19 protein-coding genes and 2 pseudogenes are annotated in these 24,350 nt (G+C 70.9%); 14 read left to right on the forward strand and 7 right to left on the reverse strand.

Features of this window, described 5'->3' with window-relative positions; all coding sequences use genetic code 11:
* The first annotated feature begins 280 nt into the window (after positions 1 to 280).
* Entirely contained in the window at positions 281 to 700 is a 420-nt protein-coding gene (panD, locus tag AB0D34_RS26345; RefSeq protein WP_099932992.1) for an aspartate 1-decarboxylase, read from the forward strand.
* 37 nt (positions 701 to 737) lie between these two features.
* Positions 738 to 1,088 carry a GNAT family N-acetyltransferase gene (locus tag AB0D34_RS26350; RefSeq protein WP_362665389.1) on the forward strand — a complete coding sequence of 117 codons (351 nt, stop codon included), beginning with the start codon at positions 738 to 740 and terminating at the stop codon, positions 1,086 to 1,088.
* A 653-nt stretch (positions 1,089 to 1,741) separates the two neighbouring features.
* Here AB0D34_RS26350 and gndA read toward each other — a convergent pair.
* Entirely contained in the window at positions 1,742 to 3,181 is a 1,440-nt protein-coding gene (gene gndA, locus AB0D34_RS26355; RefSeq protein WP_362665391.1) for an NADP-dependent phosphogluconate dehydrogenase, read from the reverse strand.
* A 282-nt stretch (positions 3,182 to 3,463) separates the two neighbouring features.
* Here gndA and AB0D34_RS26360 point away from each other — a divergent pair, with 282 nt between their 5' ends.
* Positions 3,464 to 4,588, forward strand: a complete 1,125-nt coding sequence (locus AB0D34_RS26360; protein WP_362665393.1) for a transglycosylase family protein — start codon at positions 3,464 to 3,466, stop codon at positions 4,586 to 4,588.
* On the opposite strand, the gene AB0D34_RS26365 is transcribed toward AB0D34_RS26360, so the two are convergent.
* The gene (locus tag AB0D34_RS26365) at positions 4,578 to 5,966 is read right to left on the reverse strand and encodes a DMT family transporter (protein ID WP_362665395.1); all 1,389 of its coding nucleotides are present in this window, start codon (positions 5,964 to 5,966) and stop codon (positions 4,578 to 4,580) included. The two genes, AB0D34_RS26360 and AB0D34_RS26365, sit on opposite strands and share 11 nt — an antisense overlap.
* A 210-nt stretch (positions 5,967 to 6,176) precedes the next feature.
* On the opposite strand from AB0D34_RS26365, the gene AB0D34_RS26370 reads away from it, so the two are divergent.
* The 6 genes from AB0D34_RS26370 (at position 6,177) to AB0D34_RS26395 (ending at position 13,119) form a co-directional block, all read left to right on the forward strand.
* Positions 6,177 to 6,911, forward strand: a complete 735-nt coding sequence (locus tag AB0D34_RS26370) for a (2Fe-2S)-binding protein (RefSeq protein WP_362665397.1) — start codon at positions 6,177 to 6,179, stop codon at positions 6,909 to 6,911.
* Positions 6,912 to 6,950: 39 nt separating this feature from the next.
* Complete coding sequence (glgA, locus tag AB0D34_RS26375; RefSeq protein WP_362665399.1) at positions 6,951 to 8,105, forward strand: glycogen synthase; 1,155 nt, start codon at positions 6,951 to 6,953, stop codon at positions 8,103 to 8,105.
* 48 nt (positions 8,106 to 8,153) lie between these two features.
* On the forward strand, positions 8,154 to 9,374 hold the full coding sequence (gene glgC, locus AB0D34_RS26380; protein ID WP_362665401.1) for a glucose-1-phosphate adenylyltransferase: 1,221 nt from the start codon (positions 8,154 to 8,156) through the stop codon (positions 9,372 to 9,374).
* Positions 9,375 to 9,937: 563 nt separating this feature from the next.
* Positions 9,938 to 11,266: a wax ester/triacylglycerol synthase family O-acyltransferase gene (locus AB0D34_RS26385; protein ID WP_362665403.1), complete on the forward strand. Its 1,329-nt coding sequence runs from the start codon at positions 9,938 to 9,940 to the stop codon at positions 11,264 to 11,266.
* A gap of 105 nt (positions 11,267 to 11,371) precedes the next feature.
* Positions 11,372 to 12,877, forward strand: a complete 1,506-nt coding sequence (locus tag AB0D34_RS26390) for an SDR family NAD(P)-dependent oxidoreductase (RefSeq protein ID WP_362665405.1) — start codon at positions 11,372 to 11,374, stop codon at positions 12,875 to 12,877.
* Positions 12,878 to 12,966: 89 nt separating this feature from the next.
* A complete protein-coding gene (locus AB0D34_RS26395) occupies positions 12,967 to 13,119 on the forward strand; it encodes a hypothetical protein (protein ID WP_362665407.1) in 153 nt (50 codons plus the stop codon).
* Between the two features lie 4 nt (positions 13,120 to 13,123).
* Here the strand turns inward: AB0D34_RS26395 and AB0D34_RS26400 are convergent.
* A pseudogene (locus AB0D34_RS26400) lies at positions 13,124 to 13,788 on the reverse strand (SDR family NAD(P)-dependent oxidoreductase).
* Between the two features lie 25 nt (positions 13,789 to 13,813).
* A complete protein-coding gene (locus AB0D34_RS26405) occupies positions 13,814 to 14,209 on the reverse strand; it encodes an HD domain-containing protein (RefSeq protein WP_362665409.1) in 396 nt (131 codons plus the stop codon).
* A 470-nt stretch (positions 14,210 to 14,679) separates the two neighbouring features.
* Here AB0D34_RS26405 and AB0D34_RS26410 point away from each other — a divergent pair, with 470 nt between their 5' ends.
* Positions 14,680 to 14,853 (forward strand): hypothetical protein, encoded by a 174-nt coding sequence (locus AB0D34_RS26410; RefSeq protein ID WP_362665411.1) that lies wholly within the window; start codon positions 14,680 to 14,682, stop codon positions 14,851 to 14,853.
* Positions 14,854 to 14,977: 124 nt separating this feature from the next.
* Here AB0D34_RS26410 and AB0D34_RS26415 read toward each other — a convergent pair whose 3' ends face one another.
* Entirely contained in the window at positions 14,978 to 16,321 is a 1,344-nt protein-coding gene (locus AB0D34_RS26415) for an amidase family protein (protein ID WP_362665413.1), read from the reverse strand.
* 247 nt (positions 16,322 to 16,568) lie between these two features.
* On the opposite strand from AB0D34_RS26415, the gene AB0D34_RS26420 reads away from it, so the two are divergent.
* Positions 16,569 to 18,392: a family 20 glycosylhydrolase gene (locus AB0D34_RS26420; RefSeq protein WP_362665415.1), complete on the forward strand. Its 1,824-nt coding sequence runs from the start codon at positions 16,569 to 16,571 to the stop codon at positions 18,390 to 18,392.
* Between the two features lie 13 nt (positions 18,393 to 18,405).
* Positions 18,406 to 19,938, forward strand: coding sequence for an alpha-L-fucosidase (locus AB0D34_RS26425; protein WP_362665417.1), 1,533 nt, complete (start codon positions 18,406 to 18,408; stop codon positions 19,936 to 19,938).
* 44 nt (positions 19,939 to 19,982) lie between these two features.
* Here the strand turns inward: AB0D34_RS26425 and AB0D34_RS26430 are convergent, their stop codons facing one another.
* Both AB0D34_RS26430 and AB0D34_RS26435 read right to left on the reverse strand, forming a co-directional pair.
* Entirely contained in the window at positions 19,983 to 21,008 is a 1,026-nt protein-coding gene (locus AB0D34_RS26430) for a prolyl oligopeptidase family serine peptidase (protein WP_362665419.1), read from the reverse strand.
* Between the two features lie 90 nt (positions 21,009 to 21,098).
* Positions 21,099 to 21,320, reverse strand: a pseudogene (locus AB0D34_RS26435) (LacI family transcriptional regulator); the annotation flags it as partial.
* Between the two features lie 316 nt (positions 21,321 to 21,636).
* Here AB0D34_RS26435 and AB0D34_RS26440 point away from each other — a divergent pair.
* Together AB0D34_RS26440 and AB0D34_RS26445 are read left to right on the forward strand one after the other, a co-directional pair.
* A complete protein-coding gene (locus AB0D34_RS26440; RefSeq protein ID WP_362665421.1) occupies positions 21,637 to 22,017 on the forward strand; it encodes a hypothetical protein in 381 nt (126 codons plus the stop codon).
* Positions 22,014 to 24,317, forward strand: a complete 2,304-nt coding sequence (locus AB0D34_RS26445) for a caspase family protein (protein WP_362665423.1) — start codon at positions 22,014 to 22,016, stop codon at positions 24,315 to 24,317. The genes AB0D34_RS26440 and AB0D34_RS26445 overlap by 4 nt, the downstream gene beginning before the upstream one ends.
* Positions 24,318 to 24,350: the final 33 nt, after the last annotated feature.

Raw genomic sequence — 24,350 nt, forward strand, 5'->3', positions numbered from 1 at the left:
TGGAACGGCACGGCCGCCCTGCCGGTGACGGTCGGCTCCGCCCGCACCGCGTCGGGTGACGACTCCGCCGCGCTGACCGTGAGGCGGACGTATCGCTTGTGGGAGGCATCGTTCCCGTCTTCAGTGACGGGGCTCTCAGTGCGGTCAGGAGTGCCGTTCCGTAGCCTGGTTCGGCCTGTCGACCTCTGACGCCGAAATCAGTTCGAAGCCGCCGTTGTAGAGTGAAAACCGCCCTTGACCTGCACAAGCAGGCAGGGAGCCGAACAGCAGGAGCCCTCAAATGCTGCGTACTCTATTCAAGTCCAAGATCCACCGCGCCACCGTCACCCAGGCCGACCTGCACTACGTGGGATCGGTGACCATCGACGCGGACCTTCTCGACGCCGCCGATCTGCTGCCCGGTGAGCTCGTCCACATTGTCGACATCACCAACGGCGCCCGGCTGGAGACGTACGTCATCGAAGGCGAGCGGGGTTCGGGGGTGATCGGCATCAACGGTGCCGCTGCCCATCTCGTGCACCCCGGCGATCTGGTGATCATCATCAGTTACGCTCAGGTGACCGACGCCGAGGCGCGGGCACTCGAACCCCGGGTCGTGCACGTGGACCGCGACAACCGCATCGTCGCGCTGGGGGCCGACCCGTCCGAGCCGGTGCCGGGTTCCGACCAGGAGCGCAGCCCCCAGGCGGTGCCGGCCTGACCCTGCCGCCCGACGACCTTGGACCAGGAGCGTGTTCATGAGCGACATCGAGATCCGTGACGACCGACAGGCCGGGCGCCTGGAGGCCTTCGGTCCCGGGGGAGACGAAGCCGTCGGCCACCTCCAGTACTTCGTCCTCGAATCGCCCGAGCGTGCCCTGGTCCCGGTCCACACCATCGTGGAACCGGCCCACGAGGGAAAGGGCATCGCGGGCTCCCTGGCCCGCGAGCTCTACGGCATCGCGGCCCGCGAAGACAGCCAGGTCGCCCCGCTCTGCCCGTACGTCGTCAAGTGGGCCGAACGCCACCCGGACGAGGCCCCGGCAGCCGCTCCGGAACTGCTCCGCGCGGCGAAGGACTGGCTCAAGGCCCACCCCGAGGGCTTCTGAGCGGTCGGTGCCGAGCCCGGCCGCCGGTGGGGCACTCCTCTGCTCGGGTCACGTCGGTGTCGTACGCCGTGGCCTGCTCGCCCGCCCTCCGAGCTGCGCCGCACCTCAGCAGTTCCCGTTCGTACGTTGAGCGCTCTGCGCGGGCGGTGGTCGGGTCGGCCGTGTGGTGGGTTGCGTGGCCGCGGGTGGGGCAGGTCGGTGTGCCGGGTCATGTCGGTGTCGTACGCCGTGGCAGGTCTGCCCGCCTCAACACCCCCGTCCCGCACGCCGAGCACCCCCACGCGGGCCTCACGCTTCACGCGCGTGGGTGACTGGCGGGAGGGCTCACGGGTACGCGGGGGAGTAGTCCAGAGCCGACGTCCGACTGGCTGGAGGACCCCATGACCAACCCGTACCCCGACCCCGTCCCCCCGGGGCCCACTCCGGGCCCCGGCCCGGTCCCCACGCCGGGTCCGACCCCGGAACCCCCGTCGCCTCCGGACCCGACCCCGGGTCCCGGCCCGGCCCCCGATCCGTCGCCGTCCCCGATCCCGCCGGGCCCCGAGCCCGTGCCGAACCCGGAGCCGGGGCCACCGCTCAGCTGACGGCAGCCTCGTGAACACAGTGGAGGAGGGCCACCGCACCGGTGGCCCTCCTCCATGTCAGAGCGATGCTCAGCCCGTCACCTCGGACCGGTCCCCGCCCCACAGCGTGTGGAACGAGCCGTCCCGGTCCGTCCGCCGATACGTGTGCGCACCGAAGAAGTCCCGCTGCCCCTGGGTGAGCGCGGCCGGGAGCCGCTCGGCGCGCAGCGCGTCGTAGTAGGCGAGCGCCGCCGAGAAGCCGGGCACCGGCACACCCTGCCGCGTCGCCGCGATGATCACGTCACGCCAGTCGTCCTGCGCCGAGGCGATCTCCTGGGCGAAGGTGTCGTCGGAGAGCAGGCTCGGCAGGTCCGCGCGGGTGTCGTAGGCGGAGCGGATGCGGTCCAGGAACGCCGCGCGGATGATGCAGCCGCCACGCCAGATCGCGGAGACGGCACCGAGGTCGATGTCCCAGTCGTACTCCTCACGGGCGGCCGAGATCTCGTGGAAGCCCTGCGTGTACGACACGATCTTCGAGGCGTACAGCGCCTGCTCGACACGGTCCGCGAAGGCACCGGCCTCCGCCTCCGACAGCGGGGACGCCTTCGGCCCGGCGAGACCGCGGGACGCCTCCCGAAGCTCCGCGTGGCCGGACAGCGACCGCGCGAACACCGCCTCCGCGATACCCGACACCGGGACACCCAGGTCGAGGGCGATCTGCACGGTCCAGCGGCCGGTGCCCTTCTGCTCGGCCTGGTCCACCACGACGTCCACGAACGGCTTGCCCGTCTCGGCGTCCACGTGGGACAGCACCTCGGCCGTGATCTCGATCAGGTACGAGTCCAGGCGGCCCGTGTTCCAGGTGCGGAAGATGTCGGCGATCTGGGCGGGGGAGTACCCGGCCACATCGCGCAGCAGCTGGTACGCCTCGCCGATCAGCTGCATGTCGGCGTACTCGATGCCGTTGTGGACCATCTTCACGAAGTGCCCGGCCCCGTCGGGACCGACGTGCGTCACACAGGGCGCCCCGTCCGCCGCCTTCGCGGAGATCTTCTCCAGCATCGGGCCGAGAGAGTCGTACGACTCCTTCGGGCCGCCCGGCATGATGCTCGGTCCGTGCAGCGCGCCCTCCTCGCCGCCGGAGACGCCCATGCCCACGAAGTGGATGCCCTGCTCGCGCAGTTCGCGCTCCCGGCGCCGGGTGTCCGCGAAGTGCGCGTTGCCACCGTCGATGATCATGTCGCCGGGCTCGAGGAGCGGGGCGAACTCCTGGATCACCGCGTCGGTCGGCTCACCGGCCTTCACCATGATGACCAGACGGCGCGGCCGCTCCAGCGCCGCCACGAACTCCTTCGCGGTCTCGGCCGCGATGAAGTCGCCCTCGGAGCCGAACTCCTCGACCAGGGCGTGCGTGCGCGACGCGGTCCGGTTGTGCAGGGCGACCGTATAGCCGTTGCGGGCGAAGTTGCGGGCCAGGTTGCGGCCCATGACCGCGAGGCCCGTGACGCCGATCTGCGCTGTTGTGCTCATACCGCCTGCTCCCAAAAGATCCCGTGGATCGCGTAGGTCAAGTAACGCTCTGCTGCCGGTCGTGCTTGTCAGTATCGACCACGGGCCATCCTGGCCTGTCGGGGGACTGTCCGCACACCAGGGATACGGTTCGCGCGTCGTGTTGCGTTCAGGGTGGTGTTCAGCCGGGGACTGGCGCTCGACACCCGCCCCGACGCGGCCGGTTGCCGTCTTGTCATGGCCTGTTCGCGGCGCTTACTTTTGCCCCTCCTGACGCATGACGTGTTGTAGGGGGAGGCCTCCATGGCCGTACGCGGCCGGCATCGCCGGTATCAGCCGAACAGGATCAACCGCGCCTCGCTGACCGTCACCGCGGGTGGCGTCGGCATCGCGGTCCCGCTCATCGGTACCGGCACCGCCCACGCGGCCGACGTGGACACCTGGAACAAGGTCGCCGCCTGCGAGTCCAGCAACAACTGGAGCATCAACACCGGCAACGGCTACTACGGCGGGCTCCAGTTCACCCGGTCCACCTGGGAGGCGTACGGCGGCACCCGGTACGCGGCCCGAGCGGATCTGGCCACCAAGGACCAGCAGATCGCGGTGGCCGAGAAGGTGCTGGACGGACAGGGGCCGGGCGCCTGGCCGACCTGCTCGGTACGGGCCGGGCTCACGCGCGGGGGCGCCGGCCCGGACATCCAGCCCCTCACCAAGAGGTCGGCCTCCGTCCAGGACGTGCAGCCGCAGACCACCCCGCAGTCGCGGGCCGGGACCGCCGAGATGTACACCGTGGTCCGCGGCGACTCGCTCTCGGGGATCGCCGACGCCCAGAAGGTCCGCGGCGGCTGGCGGCAGCTCTACGCGGCCAACCGGCAGACCGTCGGCGCCGACCCCGACCTGATCCTGCCAGGGCAGCGCCTGAAACTGCGGGCCGGTGCGGGCACGACCACCACCGACACCGCCTCGGTGAAGAAGGCCACCTCCTCCTCCGCCACCGAGGAGAGCACGAAGAAGGCCACCGACACGGGCCTGGCCGCCCCCGTGAACGCCTCGCTCGGCACGCCGTACCGCAAGGCGGGCTCGGCCTGGTCGAAGGGCTACCACACCGGCGTCGACTTCGCGGTGCCCACCGGGACCTCCGTGAAGGCGGTCGCGGCCGGCCAGGTCGTCACCTCGGGCTGGGGAGGTTCCTTCGGCTACCAGGTGGTCGTCCGGCACGCCGACGGCCGCTACACGCAGTACGCCCACCTGTCCGCGATCTCCGTGAAGGCGGGGCAGTCGGTGGGCGGCGGGCAGCGGATCGGCCGCTCCGGGTCCACCGGAAACAGCTCGGGCCCGCATCTGCACTTCGAGGTGCGGACGGGGCCCGGCTTCGGTACGGACATCGACCCGGTGGCCTATCTCAGGGCCGGCGGCGTCAGGATTTGACACGGCTGCGGCGCCGGTCGAGGACTGGCATCGGGATGTACGCGGCGCCGTAGAAGGGGCCGTAGTACGCCGGCGGCTCGGAGCCCAGGTCGTCCAGGAACTCGTCGGACGGGCCCGAGCCCTCCGGCAGCGCCGTCTCGACGGCCGTCGGTGCGGCGGGGGCCGGGACGAGCAGTTCCTGGCGGAGGGCGGCGACCTCCTCGACGAGCGCGCCCTCGCGCAGCACCGCCGCCGCGGCCACGCTGTCGCCCAGGGGCGCCGTGACCGGTGCCTGGGCGAAGTCGCCCTCGCGCAGGATCTCGGTGGCCGGTGCCTCGGCGAGCGCGCCTCCGGGCAGGGCCGCGATGGCCGGTTCCTTGGCGAGCGAGCCTCCGGGCAGGGCCGCGATGGCCGGTTCCTCGGCGTTGGCGCCCGTGCGCAAGCTCGCCGTGGCCGGTGCCTCGGCGAGTGCGCCTCCGCGCAGGGCCGCCGCAGGAACCGTCCCCTCGACCGGCGCCGGGACGACCGCGCCCCCGGGCTCGGTCGCTGCGGACTCCGCCTCGGCGTGGGTGCGCTGGATCCGCTCCGTGGTCAGCAGGATCAGACCGCCCGCCGCCACCACACCGCAGCTCAGGGCGAGCGCGGTGCCCGTGGTGCCGTAGCGGAAGGTTTCGCCGAACATCGTGATGCCGACCGCGGCCGCCACCACCGGGTTCACGACCGTCAGCGTGGCCAGCGGGGCCGCGAGACCGGCGCCCCGGTAGGAGGCCTGCGACAGCATCAGTCCGGCCGTGGCCAGGACGCCGATCGCGGCCAGCGAGGGGAGGTCCGCCGTCGAGACACCGCCGCTCCAGTCGACGGCGACCGTCTTGGTGAACACCGAGGACATACCGAACGCTATGCCGGACGCGGTCGCGAGCAGCACGCTGCGCACCACCGGGTGCCGGTGTGCGGCCCGACCCGCGATCATCAGCGCGACCACCGCGACGGCCGTCACCAGCCCGGCGAAGATCCGCTGGGCCGTGCTCAGCGACTGCGCATCGGACGCTCCGACCAGGGAGAGCAGCCCGGCCAGACCCACCGTCGCCATGATCGCGCCCCGCCAGGCGGTGGCTCCGGCCTTACGGCCCACGAACAGCGCGGCCATCGGCAGCGCGAACACGATCGTCAGGGCGCCCAGCGGCTGGACCAGGCTGAGGGGACCGTAGGCGAGCGCCACCACGTGCAGCAGGCCACCCAGACCGTTCAGCGCGACCGCCGCCCACCAGCTGGGCCGGCGCAGCGGGGCGTACTGCTCGTCGGGGTGCGACACCGCGACCTGCTCCTGCACGATCGCTCCGCCCGCGTAGGCGACGGCGGAGACGAGGGAGAGGAGCACGGACAACGCGAGGGCACTCATGAGCTGCTCCTCTGCGTGAGGCGGGGGCTGGCTGCCCGGCGCGACGAACGGTCGTCTTCCATGACCAACACGATGCCCGGAAAACTTCTTCCCGTCGTCGTACCTGAGCAGGCAATGGGTCCTACTGCCGATGGAGTACAAAAGGGTCCGTGTCCTCCCCAAGGCGGGTGACACGGGGTGGAGGCCCCCTGGAGGGCTCCCCTAGGGGCCTTGGTACTACTGCTGGTCGTGGACCTCGACCCGGATCTCATGGCACTGCGGCCGCTCGGCGGCTTCTTCGTACTGCGCACCCTCGGCAGCCCTGCCGAGGCGTCTCCTCCGGCGCTGCCGACTCTCGCACAAGTCTACGAGAACCGGCCGCCGGATGTTTACGGAAATACCATGACTTTTCGCGTCCGCAAGGTCGCCGGGGCCCTGCATGCCCCCGAGCCCCGGATCGCCGCCTCCATCGCCCACCTGGGCCTCGCGGCCAGGCTGTGGTCGGTTGCGCTCGGCTGCGCCGTCCTGTACGGCCACATCCCCGACCTGTCGCCGCACCGCCTGCACTGGGACCCCGACGCGAGCGCCCCCGACGATCTGTGGCTGGACACCGTGCAGCCGCTGCCGGGCGATGCCGCGACGATCACCGAGGTCGTGCTGCACGGCCACCTCGAACCGCTGGCGGCAAGGCTGCACGCCGAGTACCGGCTCGCCACCGGGCTGCTGTGGGGCAACGCCAGCTCGGCCCTCGCGGGCGCCGCCCGGCAACTGGGCCACCGCGGTACCGGCGCCCGCGAGCTCGCCGCCGAACTCCTCGCCCATCCGCTCCTCGCAGGCACCCTCGACAGCACCACGCTCCGGCGCCGCAGCTGCTGCCTGTACTACCGGTTGCCGGGGGGTGGCGTGTGCGGTGACTGTTGCTTCACACGAGCCCCGCGCTCTTCCCCGCGCGGCGCATCTGGGTGACCATGAAAGCCGACCAGTCGCCAAGACAGGGGGTTCCGGGTGCGTGTGGGCCTGCTGACCCGGGAGTTCCCGCCGGACGTGTACGGCGGCGCGGGTGTCCATGTCGAGTTCCTCGCCCGGGAGTTGAGGTCCCTCGTCGACCTGGATGTGCACTGCTGGGGCGAGGGCCGCACGGAAGGTGTCGTCCGCCACCGGCCCTGGTCCGCGCTGGACACCGCCAACGACGCATTGCGCACCTTCTCCGTGGACCTGTCCATGGCGGCGGGGCTGGAAGACCGCGAACTGGTCCACTCCCACACCTGGTACGCCAATCTCGCAGGCCACCTCGGCAAGCTCCTGCACGGCATCCCGCATGTGATGACCGCCCACTCCCTGGAGCCCCTGCGCCCGTGGAAGGCCGAGCAACTCGGCGGCGGATACGCCCTGTCGAGCTGGGCCGAGCGCACCGCGATCGAGTCCGCCGACGCGGTGATCGCCGTCTCCGGAGCGATGCGCGAGGACATCCTGGGCTGCTACCCGGCGCTGGATCCGGCCAAGGTCCACATCGTGCACAACGGCATCGACACCGCCCTGTACCAACCCGACCACGGCACCGAGGTGCTGGACCGCATCGGCCTGGACCGTGACCGCCCGTGCGTGCTGTTCGTGGGCCGCATCACCCGCCAGAAGGGCGTGCCCCATCTGCTGCGCGCGGTCCGGGACATCGACCCGGCCGCGCAGGTCGTGCTGTGTGCGGGAGCTCCCGACACCCCGGAGATCGACCGGGAGTTCCGTGAGCTCTTCGAAGAACTGAGCCGGGTCCGCGAGGGCGTGCACTGGATCCCGCAGATGCTGCCGCGCCCCGAGGTGATCCAACTCCTCACCCACGCGGCCGTGTTCGTCTGTCCCTCGGTGTACGAGCCCCTCGGCATCGTCAACCTGGAGGCGATGGCCTGCGGAACTCCTGTGGTGGCCTCGCGGGTCGGCGGTATCCCGGAGGTCGTGGACGACGGCAGGACCGGTCTGCTCGTGACCGTGGACGACGAGTTCGAGCCGGCCCTCGCGCGGGCGCTCGACTCCTTGCTCGGCGATCCGGAGGCGGCCCGTCGGATGGGCGAGGCGGGACGGGAGCGCGCGGTGGGCGAGTTCGGCTGGGACGCGGTCGCGCGGCGTACGGTCCGGCTCTACGAGGAGATCCTCAAACAGGCGTATTAGGCCCCGCACAAGGGCAGGCATGGGTTCAACCAGGTGAGGGGAGCGGCCATGCGTCGTGGCGGACCTTCGGTGCTCGGAATCGTACTTGCGGGCGGAGAAGGCAAACGCCTGATGCCCCTGACCACGGACCGCGCCAAACCAGCGGTCACCTTCGGAGGAACGTATCGCCTGGTCGACTTCGTCCTGTCCAACCTCGTCAACGGCGACATCCTGCGCATCTGCGTCCTGACGCAGTACAAGTCGCACTCGCTGGACCGCCACATCACCACCACCTGGCGCATGTCCAGCCTGCTCGGCAACTACGTCACCCCGGTCCCGGCCCAGCAGCGCCTCGGTCCGCGCTGGTATCTGGGCAGTGCGGACGCGATCCTGCAGTCGCTGAACCTGGTCTACGACGAACGCCCCGAGTACGTGGCGGTGTTCGGCGCCGACCACGTGTACCGCATGGACCCGCGCCAGATGCTCGCGCAGCACATCGAGTCCGGTGCCGGTGTCACGGTGGCCGGCATCCGCGTCCCGCGCTCCGAGTCCCCGTCGTTCGGGGTGATCTCCCCGGGTTCGGACGGCCTGACGGTGGAGCGCTTTCTGGAGAAGCCCGCCGACCCGCCCGGGCTCGCGGACGACCCGGAGACCGTCTACGCCTCGATGGGCAACTACATCTTCACGACGAAGGCCCTGATCGAAGCCCTGCAACGGGACTCCGAGGACGAGAACTCCGTGCACGACATGGGCGGTTCGATCCTCCCGCAGCTCACCGACCGCGGCGAGGCCCAGCTCTACGACTTCAGCGCCAACCACGTCCCCGGCGAGACCAGCCGCGACCGCGGCTACTGGCGGGACGTCGGCACCCTGGACGCGTACTACGACGCCCACATGGACCTGATCGCCGAGCGCCCCGCCTTCAACCTCTACAACCGGCAGTGGCCCATCTACACCCACTCCGGGCAGCTCTCCCCGGCCCGCTTCAACGCCGGAGGCATCGCCAGCGAGTCCATCATCAGCGCGGGCTGCCTCATCCGGGGCCAGGTCACCCGGTCCGTGCTGTCCCCCGGAGTCGTGGTCGACCCGGGGGCCGTGGTCCAGGGCTCGGTCCTGCACGACAACGTCAAGATAGGCCGCGGCGCGGTGGTCCGCGGAGCCGTCATCGACAAGAACGTCGAGGTCCCACCGGGCGCCACGATCGGTGTGAACCCGGAGCGGGACGCGGAGCTGTACACCGTGTCCAAGGGCGGGGTGATCGCGCTCGGGAAGGGGCAACTGGTGTCGTAGCGCAACCACCGGGCTCGGCAGGCCGCTGCCGTGCGGCAGCGTGAAACTCGGGCGGTGGCCGGTGCCCGCACCCCGATGGCGTCGGCGAGCCTCCGGCCCGGTCGGCCCATGAAGGGCAGCAACGGCGCACTCCAGCCGGGCGAGGACGCCGTGCCCGAAGCCGCCAGAGCCGTGCCGGGTGGGGTGCAGACGGAGGTGAGGACCCTGCCGGGATCGCGGCGGCCAGAGCGGCCCACAGGGCCACGAGGCCCCGATGGCCGGCCGGGACACCCGCGCCTGCTCACCTACGACCGCGAGGTCCTGAACCTGACGCCGAACGGGTGAAGCCGCGCATCCGGCCCTCATCCGGCCCTCATCCGGGACGCCTCCCGGCCGACTCCGGCCGACTCCGGCGGACTGTGCGACAACTGACGGCTGATCACATCCGCACCATGAGGCTCACCCCTTTCGGAGGGGGCGGGACTTAACCTGACGTTAACTGTGCGTAGCTTGATCGTACTTGACCGTAATCACGGGAGGGCTGTTGACTGCTTGCTCACCCTTCGTCGACGCGAGGCAAGCCATTGACTTCTGACCTGCTCGCACCACTCGACCTGGCGTTCTGGAACATGGAATCCGCCGAGCACCCGATGCACCTGGGAGCGCTCGGCGTCTTCGCGGCACACTCGCCCACCGCCGGTGCCCACGCGGCCGATCTGCTCGCGGGCCGGGCCGCCGCCGTGCCCGGCCTCAGGATGCGGATCCGGGACGTGTGGCCGCTCGGCTTCCCGTACGCCTTCGGGGGAGCCGCCCGGGAACCGGACCCCGGCTTCGACCCGCTCCGGCACGTCCTGCTGCACGCCCCGACCGCGGACTTCCACACCGAGGCAGGCCGGCTCATGCAGCGACCGCTCGACCGCGACCGGCCGCCGTGGGAGGCGCATGTGCTGCCGGGGGAGGACGGTGTCTCCTTCGCCGTGCTCTTCAAGTTCCACCACGCCCTGGCCGACGGACTGCGGGCGCTGACGCTCGCGGCCGCCGTGCTGGACCCGATGGACCTGCCCGCGCGCAGACCGCGCCCCGAGGAGCCGCCCAAGAAACTGCTGCCGGACGTCCGCAAGCTGCCCGACCTCGTCCGGGGCGCCGTCTCCGACATGGGCCGCGCCCTCGACATCGGCGCCTCGGTCGCCCTGTCCTCCGTTGACGTGCGCTCCTCCGCCGCGCTCGCCGCCGAACCGAGCGGCACCCGTCGTACCGCCGGAGTGGTCGTCGACCTCGACGACGTGCACCTGGTGCGCAAGAGCCGGGGCGGCACCGTCAACGACGTCCTGATCGCCGTCGTCGCGGGCGCCCTGCGCCGCTGGCTGGACGAGCGCGGCGACGGCAGTGAGGGCGTGGCACCCCGCGCCCTGATCCCCGTCTCGAAGCGCCGTCCGCGGACCGCGCACCCGCAGGGCAACCGGCTCTCCGGGTACCTGGTGCGGCTTCCGGTCGACGACCCCGACCCGCTGGGCCGCCTGGACACGGTCCGGGCGGCCATGGACCGCAAGAAGGACGCCGGTCCCAACCGCGGCGCGGGCGCCGTCGCCCTGCTCGCCGATCATGTCCCTGCCCTGGGACACCGCCTCGCCGGCCCTCTGGTCTGCCAGGGCGCCCGGCTCTGGTTCGACATCCTGGTCACCAGCGTGCCGCTGCCCGGCATCGGCCTGAAGCTCGGCGGCAACCCGGTCACCGAGGTCTACCCCTTCGCCCCGCTCGCCCGCGGCCAGTCCCTCGCGGTCGCCATCTCCACGTACCGGGGACAGGTCCACTACGGCCTGGTCGCCGACGCGGAAGCGGTGCCTGACCTGGACCGGTTCGCCCATGCCCTGTCCGCGGAGGTGAAGGAGCTGATGGTCGCCTGCGGTTCTTGATCGTTTCCGGTTTACCGTGCGGGCCCGGGGCTGAAGTAAAATTCCGCGTTCGACCAGCGGACGCGGCCAGGGTGCCGCACGGGTGATCAGGGAAACGGCAGCGCGATGACGGTGACAGAGGACGGCTCGGCGACCATGCACGAGCCCGGTGACGAGGTCGTGTACGGCCCCGGCATCGACCCGGAGCGGCTGGCCGTCTGCCTCGGCGTGCTGGAGGAGCTCGACAAGCTGGAGGTCGACCACCCGGACGCGATCGCCGTGCGCCGGGCCACCGCCGGGGTCTACCGCACGGTCAAGCAGCGCCGGAGGCAGGAGCGCCGGGCCGCCAAGACCGCCCACGACAAGGCGGTCACGGAGGCCACGGCGACCGGCTCCGCCCAGCGCATCGACGACGAGACCGAGGGCATCCTGCCGTCGTCGATCACCGAGGAGGGCCGGATCGCGGGGATACTCCAGCGCCCGCGCTCCTGCTACACCTGCAAGACCCGGTACGTCGAGGTCGACTACTTCTACCACCAGCTCTGTCCCGACTGCGCGGCCCTGAACCGGGCCAAGCGTGACGTCCGCGCCGACCTCACCGGCAAGCGCGCCCTGCTCACCGGCGGCCGCGCCAAGATCGGTATGTACATCGCGCTGAGGCTGCTGCGCGACGGCGCGCACACCACGATCACCACCCGCTTCCCGAAGGACGCCATCCGCCGCTTCAAGGCCATGGACGACTCCGGGGACTGGATCCACCGCCTGGAGGTCGTCGGCATCGACCTCCGTGACCCGGCGCAGGCCGTGGCTCTCGCCGAGCAGGTCGCCGAGGCGGGCCCGCTCGACATCCTCGTCAACAACGCGACGCAGACCGTACGCCGGCTGCCGTCCGCCTACGCCGCCCTGGTCGACGGCGAGAGCGCCCCGCTGCCCGCCGGTGAGCTCCCCGCCCATCACGTCATCGGGGCCTTCGGCTCCGGCGCGGTCGACGGACTCGCGTCCCTGCCCGCCGGGATCTCCGGCATGGACGCGCAGCAGGTCGCCGACCTCGCCCTGGTCGCGGGCAACGCCAGTGTCGCCCGGCACCTCGACGGCACCGCCATCGACGCGGGCGGCCTGGTCCCCGACGTCGTCGACAGCAACACCTGGGTCCAGACCATCGACCAGATCTCCCCGGTGGAGCTCCTGGAGACCCAGCTCTGCAACTACACATCGCCGTTCATCCTGATCAGCGCCCTGCGCCCGGCCATGGCCGACGCGGCGAAGAAGGCCAGGAGCGGCCGCGCCTACGTGGTGAACGTCTCCGCGATGGAGGGCGTCTTCGGCCGCGGCTACAAGGGCGCGGGCCACCCCAACACCAACGCCGCCAAGGCCGCGATGAACATGGTCACCCGGACCAGCGCCCAGGAGATGTTCCAGACCGACGGCATCCTCATGACCTCGGTCGACACCGGCTGGATCACCGACGAACGCCCCCACTACGACAAGCTCCGCCTCGCCGAGGAGGGCTTCCACGCCCCGCTCGACCTGGTCGACGGCGCGGCCCGCGTCTACGACCCGATCGTGCTCGGCGAAGGCGGGGAGGACGTCTACGGGGTCTTCCTGAAGGACTACGCGCCCGGGAAGTGGTGAACCGGCGGCAGCGTCGCCGACGGCCCTGACGTGTGGGCCGTCGGCGGTGGGGAACCCGGACACCGGTCAGTTCTCCGCCAGGAGTCGTCATGGCACGTTCACACCGCATCGATCCGCGCGCGTTCGACGAGGAGTTCCACGCGAGCGACCCTCCGGTCCGGCACTCCTGGAGCTGGGGCATGATCGGGCTCGTCGTCCTCGCGGCCCTGATCATCCTCATGGGCATCGCGCTCTTCCCGTGAGGCCTCAGGAGTCCGGCGGCGCATAAGACCGCAGCCGGTCATGGACGGCGTGACCGCCCGGCCGCGCCGCCCGCACCCGCGTGCCCCCGTCCACCAGCAGATCCGCCCCGGTGATCCTCCCCCACGCTCGAACTGCGCTCGCGCGGGGGCACCCCCATGGCGGCGTCGGACACCAGCCACACCACGGCCCGCGCCACGCCCCCGGGCTCACCGATCCGGCCCGCCGGCAGGACGACGGGGTCCAGCTCGCCCCAGTTGCCGGGTGAGGGGCAGCAGCGCCGCCTTGCTGGTGCCGTACGCCCCGACGTTCGGCCCGACATGCGTGGCGCCCTCCGCGCACACGTTGACCACCGACCCCCCGTGCTCCCGCATCCACCAGCCGGCCGTACGGCTGGTTCGTCGCCGCGTTGTCGACCACGACGTCGAGCCGGCCGAACTCGCGCAGGACGAGGTCCACCAGGGCGCGCAGATGAGCGGGATCGGCGACGCTGCCCGCGAGCCCGATGAGCCGAGCTCGCCGGCGGCCCGCCGCACGTCCTCCGCGTCCCTCGCCGTGACACACACCAGCGCCCCGGCGCCGGCCAGTTGGCGGGCGACCTCGCGCCCGATCCCGCGGGTGCCGCCGGTCACGAGGGCGGCCCTGCCGTGCAGTCCGTACGACGCCGTCATCGCCGTACGGTCTCATGACGGACCGTCAGTCGACAGACTCCAGAAGGGAGTTGCGTGCGGCTACGAGTTCCAGCACCGCGCGCCAGTCCTCCAGGACCCCGGCGTCGAAGCCGGCGGACCCGCTCTCCTCGACGGCCTCGCGCAGGCGCAGCAGGTCCTCGTCGGTGGTGGGGCCGTGGTGGCGTACGAGGTGGTGGACGCGCTCACCGAGCAGGGGGCGTACGGCCTCGGCCGCGCGGTCGGCGCGAGCGGCGCCCTCGGCGGGACCGAGCAGCTGTCCGATGTCGTGGACCAGCCCCGCCACCTGGAGCTCCTTGTCGGCGGGACGGCTGCGGCGCAGCAGGGCGGCGGTCCGCAACGCGTGCTGATGCCGACAGGCGTACAGCAGATCCATCAGCTCTTCGACGCTGCGCAGCTCCATACGTCAGACCTTCCGCCGGTCCAGCCGTTGCCGAACGTCAGCAGATCATGGGCTGCTTGCGATTCGGCCAACGGGACTTGAACTACATGACCACGGTCGGTCGAAGAGCCGCGCGACGGTGTAGGCCGACCGGGTGACTCCCAAATAGCGTGCAACGGGGGCAAAATCCGCCATACAGTGGCCGAAGACCACGGGTGACTCGTAATGGTTACGCCATGTTTTCAGCCCCTATCGAGCGGCCCTCCGCTCATTTGGTTAATCTGTAGCGGACGGACGGCAGTACGGGGTCCCACCCACACCCACAGTCCGTCCCGGGACAAGCCGGTCACCACGGCCTGCTCTCACCTGAGTTGCACGGCGCCACCGCGTCCGAACCCGATCTCGACCCAGACCCGAGCGGACGTCCAGGCACCGACCGTAGGTTGGACAGGTACGTCCCGAGGGTGAGCCCGACACATAAGGAGTGCGCGGTGACACCGGAGAAGACGAATCGCGAACAGCGCCCCAAGGAACGCCCGGAGCGCGCGGGCCAACGGCCCGGGGACATCGGCAGTCTCGACGTGTGGGCGCGCTCCGCCCCCATCCGTCTCGCGGGCTACGAGGACGACCTCGCCGAGCCCCACATCCTGCCCAGCGTGGACTGACCGCAGTACCTTCGCATTCGCCGACGGCAGGGGCGTGCGAGTCCCACGCCCCCGCCGATCAGAGAAGCCGCGGCCGACGACCGGCCGCGGCTCCTGCCTTTCCGGGGCCCCTTGAGGACCGCTCTCAGTCCAGCGGTGCCGTTCGCCGCCACGGCTGCCGCCGCTCCAACTCCTCGGCCACTTCTAGGAGTACGGTCTCCGAGCCCGGCCTCGCCACCAGCTGTACGGCGGTGGGGGCGCCCGAGGGCAGGGTGCCGAGCGGGACCGACATGGCCGGCCAGCCGGTGAGGTTCCACGGCGGGGTCAGCGGCGAGTAGTTGGTGTTGACCAGGACGTTGCGCAGCCAGCCCCGCTCGTGCCAGGCCTCGGCCTTGGGGGAGCGACGGGCCAGCGCCGGCAGCAGCAGCACGTCGTGCTCGGCGAAGAACGGCTCCAGGCGCTCGCGCAGTGCCTGCCGGGCCGTGCCCGTCCGCACGGTCTTGACGAAGCGCCGGCCGATCGCCGCGTGCACGCGCGTGCGCCGCGCCAACAGCCGCGGGTCGAGCCCCGCCGCGTCCACCGACGTGCCCGCCGTCCAGGTGGCGAGCGAGGTGAGGCTCAGCGACAGCGGGTACGGCGGGTCCGCGCGCCGCACCTGATGCCCCGCCTTGATCAGCAGCCCGGCGGCCTCCCGGACCGCGTTCGTGTACGGCGCGCTGATCGTGACCCCGGCGAGCGGGCTGCGCAGGGACACGGCGACGTCGAGCGTGGCGGGCGCGTCCCGGCGTACGAACTCCTCGTCCCCGATGACCGAAAGCAGCAGGCGCGCGTCCTCCACCGTGGTGGCGAGCGGGCCGTTTTCGGACATGCCGAACCAGTCGCCCTCGCCGATGCCCGCCGGGACCACCCCCGACCCCGGCTTCAGGGTGACGAGGCCGCAGTTGGCCGCCGGGATGCGCAGCGAGCCCATGCCGTCGTTGCCGAGGGCGAGCGGGACCAGGCCCGCGGCGACGGCGGCCGCACTGCCGCCGGACGAGCCGCCCGCGGTGCGCGAGGTGTCCCAGGGATTGCGGGAGGTGCCGTGGACGCCCTCCGTGGTGCCGAAGACACACAGTTCCGGTACGTTCGTCAGACCCACGACCACCGCACCCGCGGCCCGCAGCCGGGCCACGACGACGTGGTCGGCCTCGGCGGGGGTCTCCGGGGTCGCGGTGGAGCCGACACGGTTGGTCTCGCCGCGCACGGAGAGGTTGTCCTTGACGGCCACCGGCACCCCGGCCAGGGGCAGTTCGCCCAGGTCGCCGCGGGAGCCCACCTCGTCGGCCTCCGCCAGTGCCGCCTCGGTGCGCACCACCCGGAACGCCCCGATCCGCCCGTCGAGCTTCTCGATCCGGGCGAGGTGCTCTGCCACCACCTCCCGGGGCGTGGCCCGCTTCTCACGGACGGCGGCGGCGATCTCGGCGGCGGTGCGGCCGACCCAGCTGGTCACGTGCGCTCCTAGGGCTACTCGCGAGTACGTGGGAAGAACTCTGCCCGGCGGCGGACCTCGCGTCGAGAGCACTCGCGCTTGGACATTCGGACCGGTCTTCTTGGACTTTTCGCGAGGGGCGAGGCCGGGGGAGTGCACTGACCAGCAGGTCATCCGATCTCTGGTTCAACTCTCGGCTCATTCAGCCCCGTTGACAGCCATCTGGGTGGCCTCAATTATCAGCCATCCGATGAATAGGGAGTCGCTCATGAGGAAACGGCTGAGATTCGCCCCTGTCGTGGCGCTGCTGACGCTGCTCCTGGCACCCGTTCCGGCGGTCGCACGCTCGGACCAGGCACCGCCGGTCACCGTGCCCGCCCTGACCGAGTGGACCGCGGAGTCCGGCAGCTACGCGTATCGGTCCGACGGCACCCGGCTGGTGGCCGACACCCCCACCGAACGCCGGGTCGCCGACACCCTGGCCGGCGATCTCCGCACGGCGGGCCACGGGAAGGTCTCCGTCGTACCGGGCGGAGCGCGGACCGGTGACATCGTTATCGACGTCCAGCCGTCCAGGAAGACCCTCGGCGCCGAGGGCTACGAACTCCGCGCCGGCCGGAGCCTGTCGATCACCGGCGCCACCGAGACCGGCGCCTTCTACGGCACTCGGACCCTCCTTCAGCTCCTCGCCCAGGGAGACCGCATACCCGCCGGACGCACGGTCGACGTGCCGCGCTACAAGGAGCGCGGGGTCGGCGTGTGCGCCTGCTACATCCACATCTCGCTGCCCTGGCTGGAGAACCTCGTCCGCGAGATGTCCTACAACAAGCTCAACCAGCTGCTCGTGGAGCTGAAGGTCAGGAGCGACGCCCACCCCGAGGCCAACGCCTGGGGCTACTACACCAAGGACGAGATACGGCGACTCGTCGCGCTCGGCGACAAGTACCACGTCGAGATCATCCCCGAGATCAACTCCCCGGGGCACATCGACCCGTGGATCGAGAACCGCCCGGACCTCCAGCTCACCGACTCCGACGGCAACAAGCAGCCCTCGCGGCTCGACATCACCCAGCAGGCGTCCTTCGACTACTACAAGAGCCTGATGGACGAGTACGCCCAGGTCTTCACGGCGAAGTCCTGGCACATGGGCGCCGACGAGTACATGCTCGGCTCCGACTTCGCGAAGTACCCGCAGATCCTCAAGTACGCCCAGGAGAAGTACGGTTCGGGCGCAACCCCGCAGGACGCGTTCGTCGACTTCATCAACCGGGTCCACGACTACGCGGCGAGCAAGGGCGTGAAGCTGCGGATCTGGAACGACGGTCTGACCGGTGCCAACACCGTGCCGGTGAAGACCGACACCACCGTCGAGCACTGGCTCGACGTGGCGGTGAAACCGAGTCAACTCATCGCGCAGGGCTATTCGGTGATGAACGCCGCCTATTCGCTGTACTTGATTCGCGGCGGCTTCCACAGCGACACCGAGTCGCTCTATGACCAGAGTTGGGATCCGCGCAGCTTCGAGGGCGAGAAGCTGACATCCGCACAAGGCGTCACCGGCGCGAAGATCAGCCTGTGGCCGGACAACGGGCGCGGCGAGACCGAGAACGAGGTCGCCGTACGGCTCTGGCCGGCGCTGCGGCACATCGCCCAGGCCACGTGGGGCGATCCGCATCCCGACTCGACCTACGCCGAGTTCGTTGCCCGCGGTACGGCCATCGGCCACGCGCCCGGTTGGCGGGACCTGACCCGGGTGCCGGTGAAAGACGGGACGTACACCTTCGGGCGGTCCTTCACGGCCACCGTGCAGCGCACGGCGGACGGCTATGCGACCCTCCGCTCGGCGGCCGGCTGCCTCGCGATCAGCGGCGGCAAGCTCACGCTCAACGTGCCGCTGCAGCCCGGAGTCGAGGCGACCTGGGACACCTGTGACACGTCAAGCACCCTGCAGCGCTGGGAGTTGGCGCCCGCCGGGGGCGGCTACCGGCTCGTCAACGCGATCACGCGGATGGCGCTCAGCGTCACGGACGACGGCCGGATCGTGCAGTACCCGCCGGACCAACACACCCCCACCGTCTGGCACCTGAGCTGAGGAGTCCCATCCCATGACTGTCTCCAGACGCCTCTTCGTCACCGCCGCCACCGCGCTCGCCGTGACCGGCGTACCCCGGCTCGCCGTGGCGGCCTCCGACGACCGCTTCTACCGCATCCCGGTGTCCGCGGACGACACCGAGGCCGACCTCGTCCGCACAGCCTCCCAAGTCCGGCCCACCGCACGGCAGATAGCCTGGCAGAGCCTGGAACGGACGGCGTTCCTGCACTTCGGCGTGAACACCTTCACCGGCCTGGAGTGGGGCACCGGCGACGAGGACCCGGACGTCTTCCAGCCCACCGGACTCGACACCGACCAGTGGGCGGCGGCCCTGAAGGACGGCGGCTTCAAGCTCGCCATCCTCACCGTCAAGCACCACGACGGCTTCGTCCTCTACCCGTCCCGCTACACCGACCACACGGTGGCCTCCAGCAGTTGGCGTGACGGCCAGGGGGACGTGCTGCGCTCCTTCGCCGACTCCATGCGCAGGTACGGCCTCAAGGTCGGCGTCTACATCTCGCCCGCCGACGAGAACCAGTACCTGCACGGCGTGTACGCCAACGGCAGCACCCGCTCCCCGCGCACGATCCCGACACTCGTGCCGGGCGACGACCGTGCGCCGGACCGCCTCTACACCCTGGACGCGACCGACTACGGCGCCCACATGCTCAACACGCTGTACGAGGTGCTCACCGAGTACGGACCGGTCGACGAGGTGTGGTTCGACGGCGCCCAGGGGCACATCCCGCCCGACAAGGTGGAGAGCTACGACTGGGACAGCTGGTACACCCTGGTGCGGTCCCTCGCCCCGGACGCGGCGATCGCCGTCACCGGCCCCGACCTGCGCTGGGTCGGCAACGAGAGCGGCATCGCGCGCGAGGACGAGTGGAGCGTCATCCCGGTCAAGGAGAACCAGTACGGCCGTACCGACTGGGCCCTTTCCTACGACACCCCCGACGAGGGCAGCCGGGCCGCGCTGGTGAAGGCGCAGCCCGCGACGGACTACCTCCAGTGGTGGCCCGCCGAATGCGATGTCTCCATCCGCGACGGCTGGTTCTACCACGCCGACCAACAGCCCAAGTCCGTGGACTACTTGACGGAGATCTTCTTCGGCTCGGTGGGCCGCAACGCCGTACTGCTGCTCAACGTCCCACCGGACACGGACGGCCTGCTGCACAGCACGGACGTCGTGCGGCTGCGCGAGTTCCGCGAACGGATCGAACGCGAGCTGCCCCGCGACCTGGCACAGGGCGCCCGCAGGGCCACGGCACCGGGACGCGTCACTCTCGACCTGGGCCGCGACCAGGAAGTGGACCGGATCCGTCTCGCGGAGGACATCCGGCACGGTCAGCAGGTGGAGAGCTTCGTCGTCGAGGCGTTCCGTGACGGCGCCTGGACGGAGGTCGCGGACGCCGGAACGATCGGCGCGAGCCGCATCCTGCTGCTCACGGCTCCGGTGCGGGCCCGGCGGTGGCGGCTGCGGGTGACCCAGGCCCGAAGTGCCGTACACATCAACGAGTTCGGCCTGTACCGGTCTCAGGTGTGAGGAAGGGGTGGCCACCGGGACGTGCGCGATCCGGTGGCCACTCCTCAGCTCAGATGCCGTTCGAAGAACGCCATGGTGACGTTCATGGAGCGGGCCCACTGGGAGTAGAAGGTGTGCCCCTCACCCCGGTATGTGCGCAGTTCGACGTCCTTGCCCGCCTTCTCGAACGCGGCCACGGCGTGCCGGGTCCACCGGATCGGGCAGGTCGTGTCCGCGGTGCCGTGGTGGATCAGCAGCGGCTCGGTGACGCGCCCGGCGTAGGTGACGGGGGAGACCTCGCGCCAGAACCTCGGGTTCTGTTCGGGGGTGCCGTGCTCGGACTCGATCTCGGCGACGAGGGGGTCGCCCTCGGGGCGCTGGAACTGGTCGATGTTCTCCTCGGGGTGCGCGCTGACCGGGGCGTACGCGACCGCCGCGTCGAACAGGCCCGGGGCCACCACCAGGGTGTTGTAGACGACTCCGCCGCCCATCGAGCGGCCGAGCAGACCCAGGCGGGCGGTGTCGATCTCCGGGCGGCCAGAGGACCGTAGAGCCAGCGCCGCACCGATGACGTCCTCGGTGTAGCCGAGGCGGAGGCCCACGTCGTTGTCGGGGTCCTTGTCCGAGCGGGCGTGGTTGCGGTAGTCGGTGTGCAGGACCACATAGCCGTTGCGGGCGAGAAGGTCCTGCTCGCGGGTGAGGCCCCGGCCGGTGGTGTAGATCGCCGGGTCGATGTAGCCGTGTGCCAGCACCAGGGCGGGGAAGGGGCCCTTGCCCTCGGGGATGTTCATCAGGCCCGAGACGGTCAGGCCGTTCGACTCGTACGTCACCTCGTGGCTCGTGTAGGCAGAGGTGCGGGTGAGTACTTTGCCCAGCTTGAGGCCGGAGCCCTTGTGGTCGCGCTGGATCAGGGCCGGGAGCGACACGGGGTCCGCCGGCGTGGCGGTAGTCGGGGCCGGGCTCGTGGTGCGGGGCGTCGAGGCCGCCGGGCTGCTCGGGCGTGCCCGGTCCTCGCTGTCGCCGCTCGTGCAGCCCACCGCGGCCGACAGGGCCAGTGCGGCGGTGACACAGAGCGTTCCCCTGAACCGCATACGGCCATTGTCCCCCTAGCCTCCGTGCCTGTCAGGAGGTCCGCGTCGCCGTCCAGCAGTGCGGTCAGTCGCGTGGCAGCCGTACGGTCGGGCCATCACGTCGTGGTCGTGGATCAGCACGGTCGGCGCAGCGGGCGCCTCCAGGACCTGGCGGGTCACAGCCGCGCCCTCCGCATCCGTGGAGCAGGTGGTCACCGACCACACACCGGTCAGCCCGCGCCGCGCGGCCTCCGCGGGCGCGCGGATGCGGCGCTCGGTGTGCGCGGGCCCCGGCGGGCCCGCGATGCGCACGATCCGCCGGTGGCCGAGCGCCGCACCCGTGTCGTCCGCGTGTCTCTCCTGCCGGCCCCGCGTTTCCCCGCCCCCGAGACCGACCGCCTCCTGGACACCCTGTACGACTCGTTCCGGCGGGTCCGGGCGACGCTTCTGGAACGGCCGTGGATTGCGGCGAGCCTGGCCATGAGACGGGTGGAACATGGTGCAACGAGTGTGCTCAGAGCGGTGGTTGACGATTTCAGGGGCTGACGGGAAGTCAGAACCAGGTCGCCGCAGCGCGTCTTCGCTGCCACACTGGACGCGCTGAGGCCCGGTTCCGCCCGACTGACGGGGCCCGTACGGGGGAGGACGTATGGCAAGGGAATTGGGTATCTTCGCCCTCGGGTCCGAGACGGATCCCGCCCCCGAAACCTGGCAACTCGATGCGTTGCGTGAGGACTTGCTAGGGCTTGACGTCGACCGAGTGGGCCCGCTCCCGGGTGGGCCCACCCCGCCGGGCGCCCGGTCCGGCGGAGTCGAGACAATCGGCGCTCTGCTGGTTGTCCTGCAACCGTCGCTGCCCTTGCTGGAAGGCGCCGTCGCGATCGTCCGTGACTGGATGTCCCGGACCGGCTCACGGACCGTCGTGCTGGAGATCGACGGAAATCGGCTCGAACTCACCGGGGTCGACAGTGCGGTTCAGCAGCGGTTGACCGACGAGTGGTTGGCGGCGGTGACGGCAGACCGTTCATGAAAGAACGACGGCGCCACGCACTGCTGGTGGCCACGAGCACCTACGAGGATCCTGGACTGCGAGCCCTGCGGGCGCCGATGCGCGATGCGACCGAGCTCGCCGGTGTCCTGGGCGACCCGGCGATCGGCGCCTTCACGGTCGAGGTGCTCGTCGACCCCGGAGCACACGAACTGCGTCGTGGGGTGGAGGACTTCTTCGCGGACTGCACGGTGACGGACACGCTCCTGTTGCACTTCGCCTGCCACGGTCTGAAGGACGAGGGCGGGAAGCTCTTTCTCGCGGCCGCGGACACCGTCCGAGGACGTCTGGAGTCGACGGCCGTTCCTGCCGAGTACGTCAGCCGACTCATGATGCGAAGCCGCGCCGGACGGGCCGCGGTGCTGCTGGACTGCTGCTACGCGGGTGCCTTCGAACGCGGCCTGTTCAGCCGCGCTGACTCCGAGGTGCACGTCGTGGACAGCTTCACCGCGCTGGAGCGCGTCGGTGGGGAGCGGGGCCGGGCGGTGCTCACCGCGTCGAGCGCTGTGGAGTACGCCTTCGAGGGCACCCGCATGGTGGTGAGCCCGGCTGCCGGATCGACCATGGGTGCCGGGCCGTCCCTCTTCACCGGCGCGCTCATCGAAGGCCTGCGGACCGGCGACGCCGACCTCGGCGGAGACGGCGTGGTCGGGCTCGCGGAACTCGCCGAGTACGTCGGCGGGCGCGTGCGCGCGGCCACGTCGAACCAGAATCCGCAACTGTGGATGTTCGGCGCGTACGGCGACCTCACCATCGCACGCACGGCACGGCGCCGGGACAGCGGGACTCTGCCGACGGGAGGCGCTGTCCAGGCCGAGCCGATCGGACACGAACAGCGACTCCGCGAGGTCGCCGCGTTGCGGGATCTGCTCAACGGCCGCGACACCAAGCAGGCGCTGGATGCCTTCGGCGAGTTGGACCGGCTCGCCCAGGACCCCGACACACGCGTGCGTGAAGCGGCGCGGCGGACACTGGCGGCCGCGGCTCCCCGGACCGCTCACACCCACGTGGACCTCGGCATGACCACGGCCGGCCGGCCGGGTCCCGAACACGCCGTGCAGGTGTTGGGTCCACCTGTGGTGCGGGCGACTTTGGAGATCTCCTCGGACAGTGACTGGCTGCGCGTGCGGCCCGGCGACCAGGGGATCGTGCTGTCGGTGCTCGCGGAGTCGCCGGGCGTCGGCCACGGCAACGTAGTGGTGCGTTCCGCGACAGGGGACTGCACGCTGACCGTCCGGGCAGAGGTGGCTGAACACCCCGAGCCCCCTGTCGTAACCCTGCGGAAGACCGAACCGTCCCCTGGGAGTTCGCATCCAGGACCGGCGGCCCGCTGGTTCACGCTCGGCAGCAAGACCGTCGGGGGCGCTCTCATGATGGCGGGGGCGACCGAGCGACTCTGGGATCCGGGGCTCTGGCCTGTGCTGGTGCTCGCGGCCACGGTGGGACTCACGGTTGCGGTCGTCGTCTCCACCTGGTCGAGGACCTGGTTCACGGACCGATACGTCGTGAGTGGACGGAACGCCACAGCCGTTCTCCTGTGCGTCAGCGGCGTGGCGGCCCTGGGCATTCGCATCCTCGTCACGCGCACCCATGAGGCGGACGGGTTCTTCGTGTTCGCGGGCGGCGCCCTGCTGTACGTCGTGGGAAGCACCTGGTCCCCGCTCACCGGCCGTCCCCTGACGGCCAGGCTCCGGTATGCCGCGGCCACGCTGCTCATCATGACCACCATCGCCACCGTGGCGCTGCTGCGCCCACCCGCAGACCGGGCCGTCGCACGCTACGACCGCCCTCGCGGGGACATCCTGGTGGAGGGCGCACCGGTCACCGGGGCAAAGGCCACCCGAGGCGGCCCGCCCTACCTGCGCACCTACAGGGACGGCCCGCTCTACGCAGCCGTCACGGGTTATGCCTCGCAGCTCTATGGCACCTCTTCGCTGGAGAGTACGGAGGACGACGTCCTCACGGCCACCCGATCCAGCCAGAACAAGGGCCGGAACATCGCCACCACCATCGACTCCGCCGCGCAGGAGGCCGCCTTCCGGGCGCTGGGCGAGAGCCAGGGGGCCGTTGTCGCCCTTGACCCGCGCAGCGGTGCCATCCTGGCGCTCGTCTCCACGCCGTCGTACGACCCGTCGAGCTTCGCGGGCTCCTCGACAACCGACCGCACGGCCTGGGAGGAACTACAGAAGAACCTGGACCATCCGCTGCTCAACAGGGCTTTGAAGCTTCCCCTTGATCGTGGACACCTGGAGACTGGGATCTTGAGGTTCCAGAGGAAGTAGCACCAGGTGGGAAGCAAGTACACGAAGCGGTAC

Source organism: Streptomyces sp. NPDC048420 (assembly GCF_040651535.1).
GTDB lineage: Bacteria > Actinomycetota > Actinomycetes > Streptomycetales > Streptomycetaceae > Streptomyces.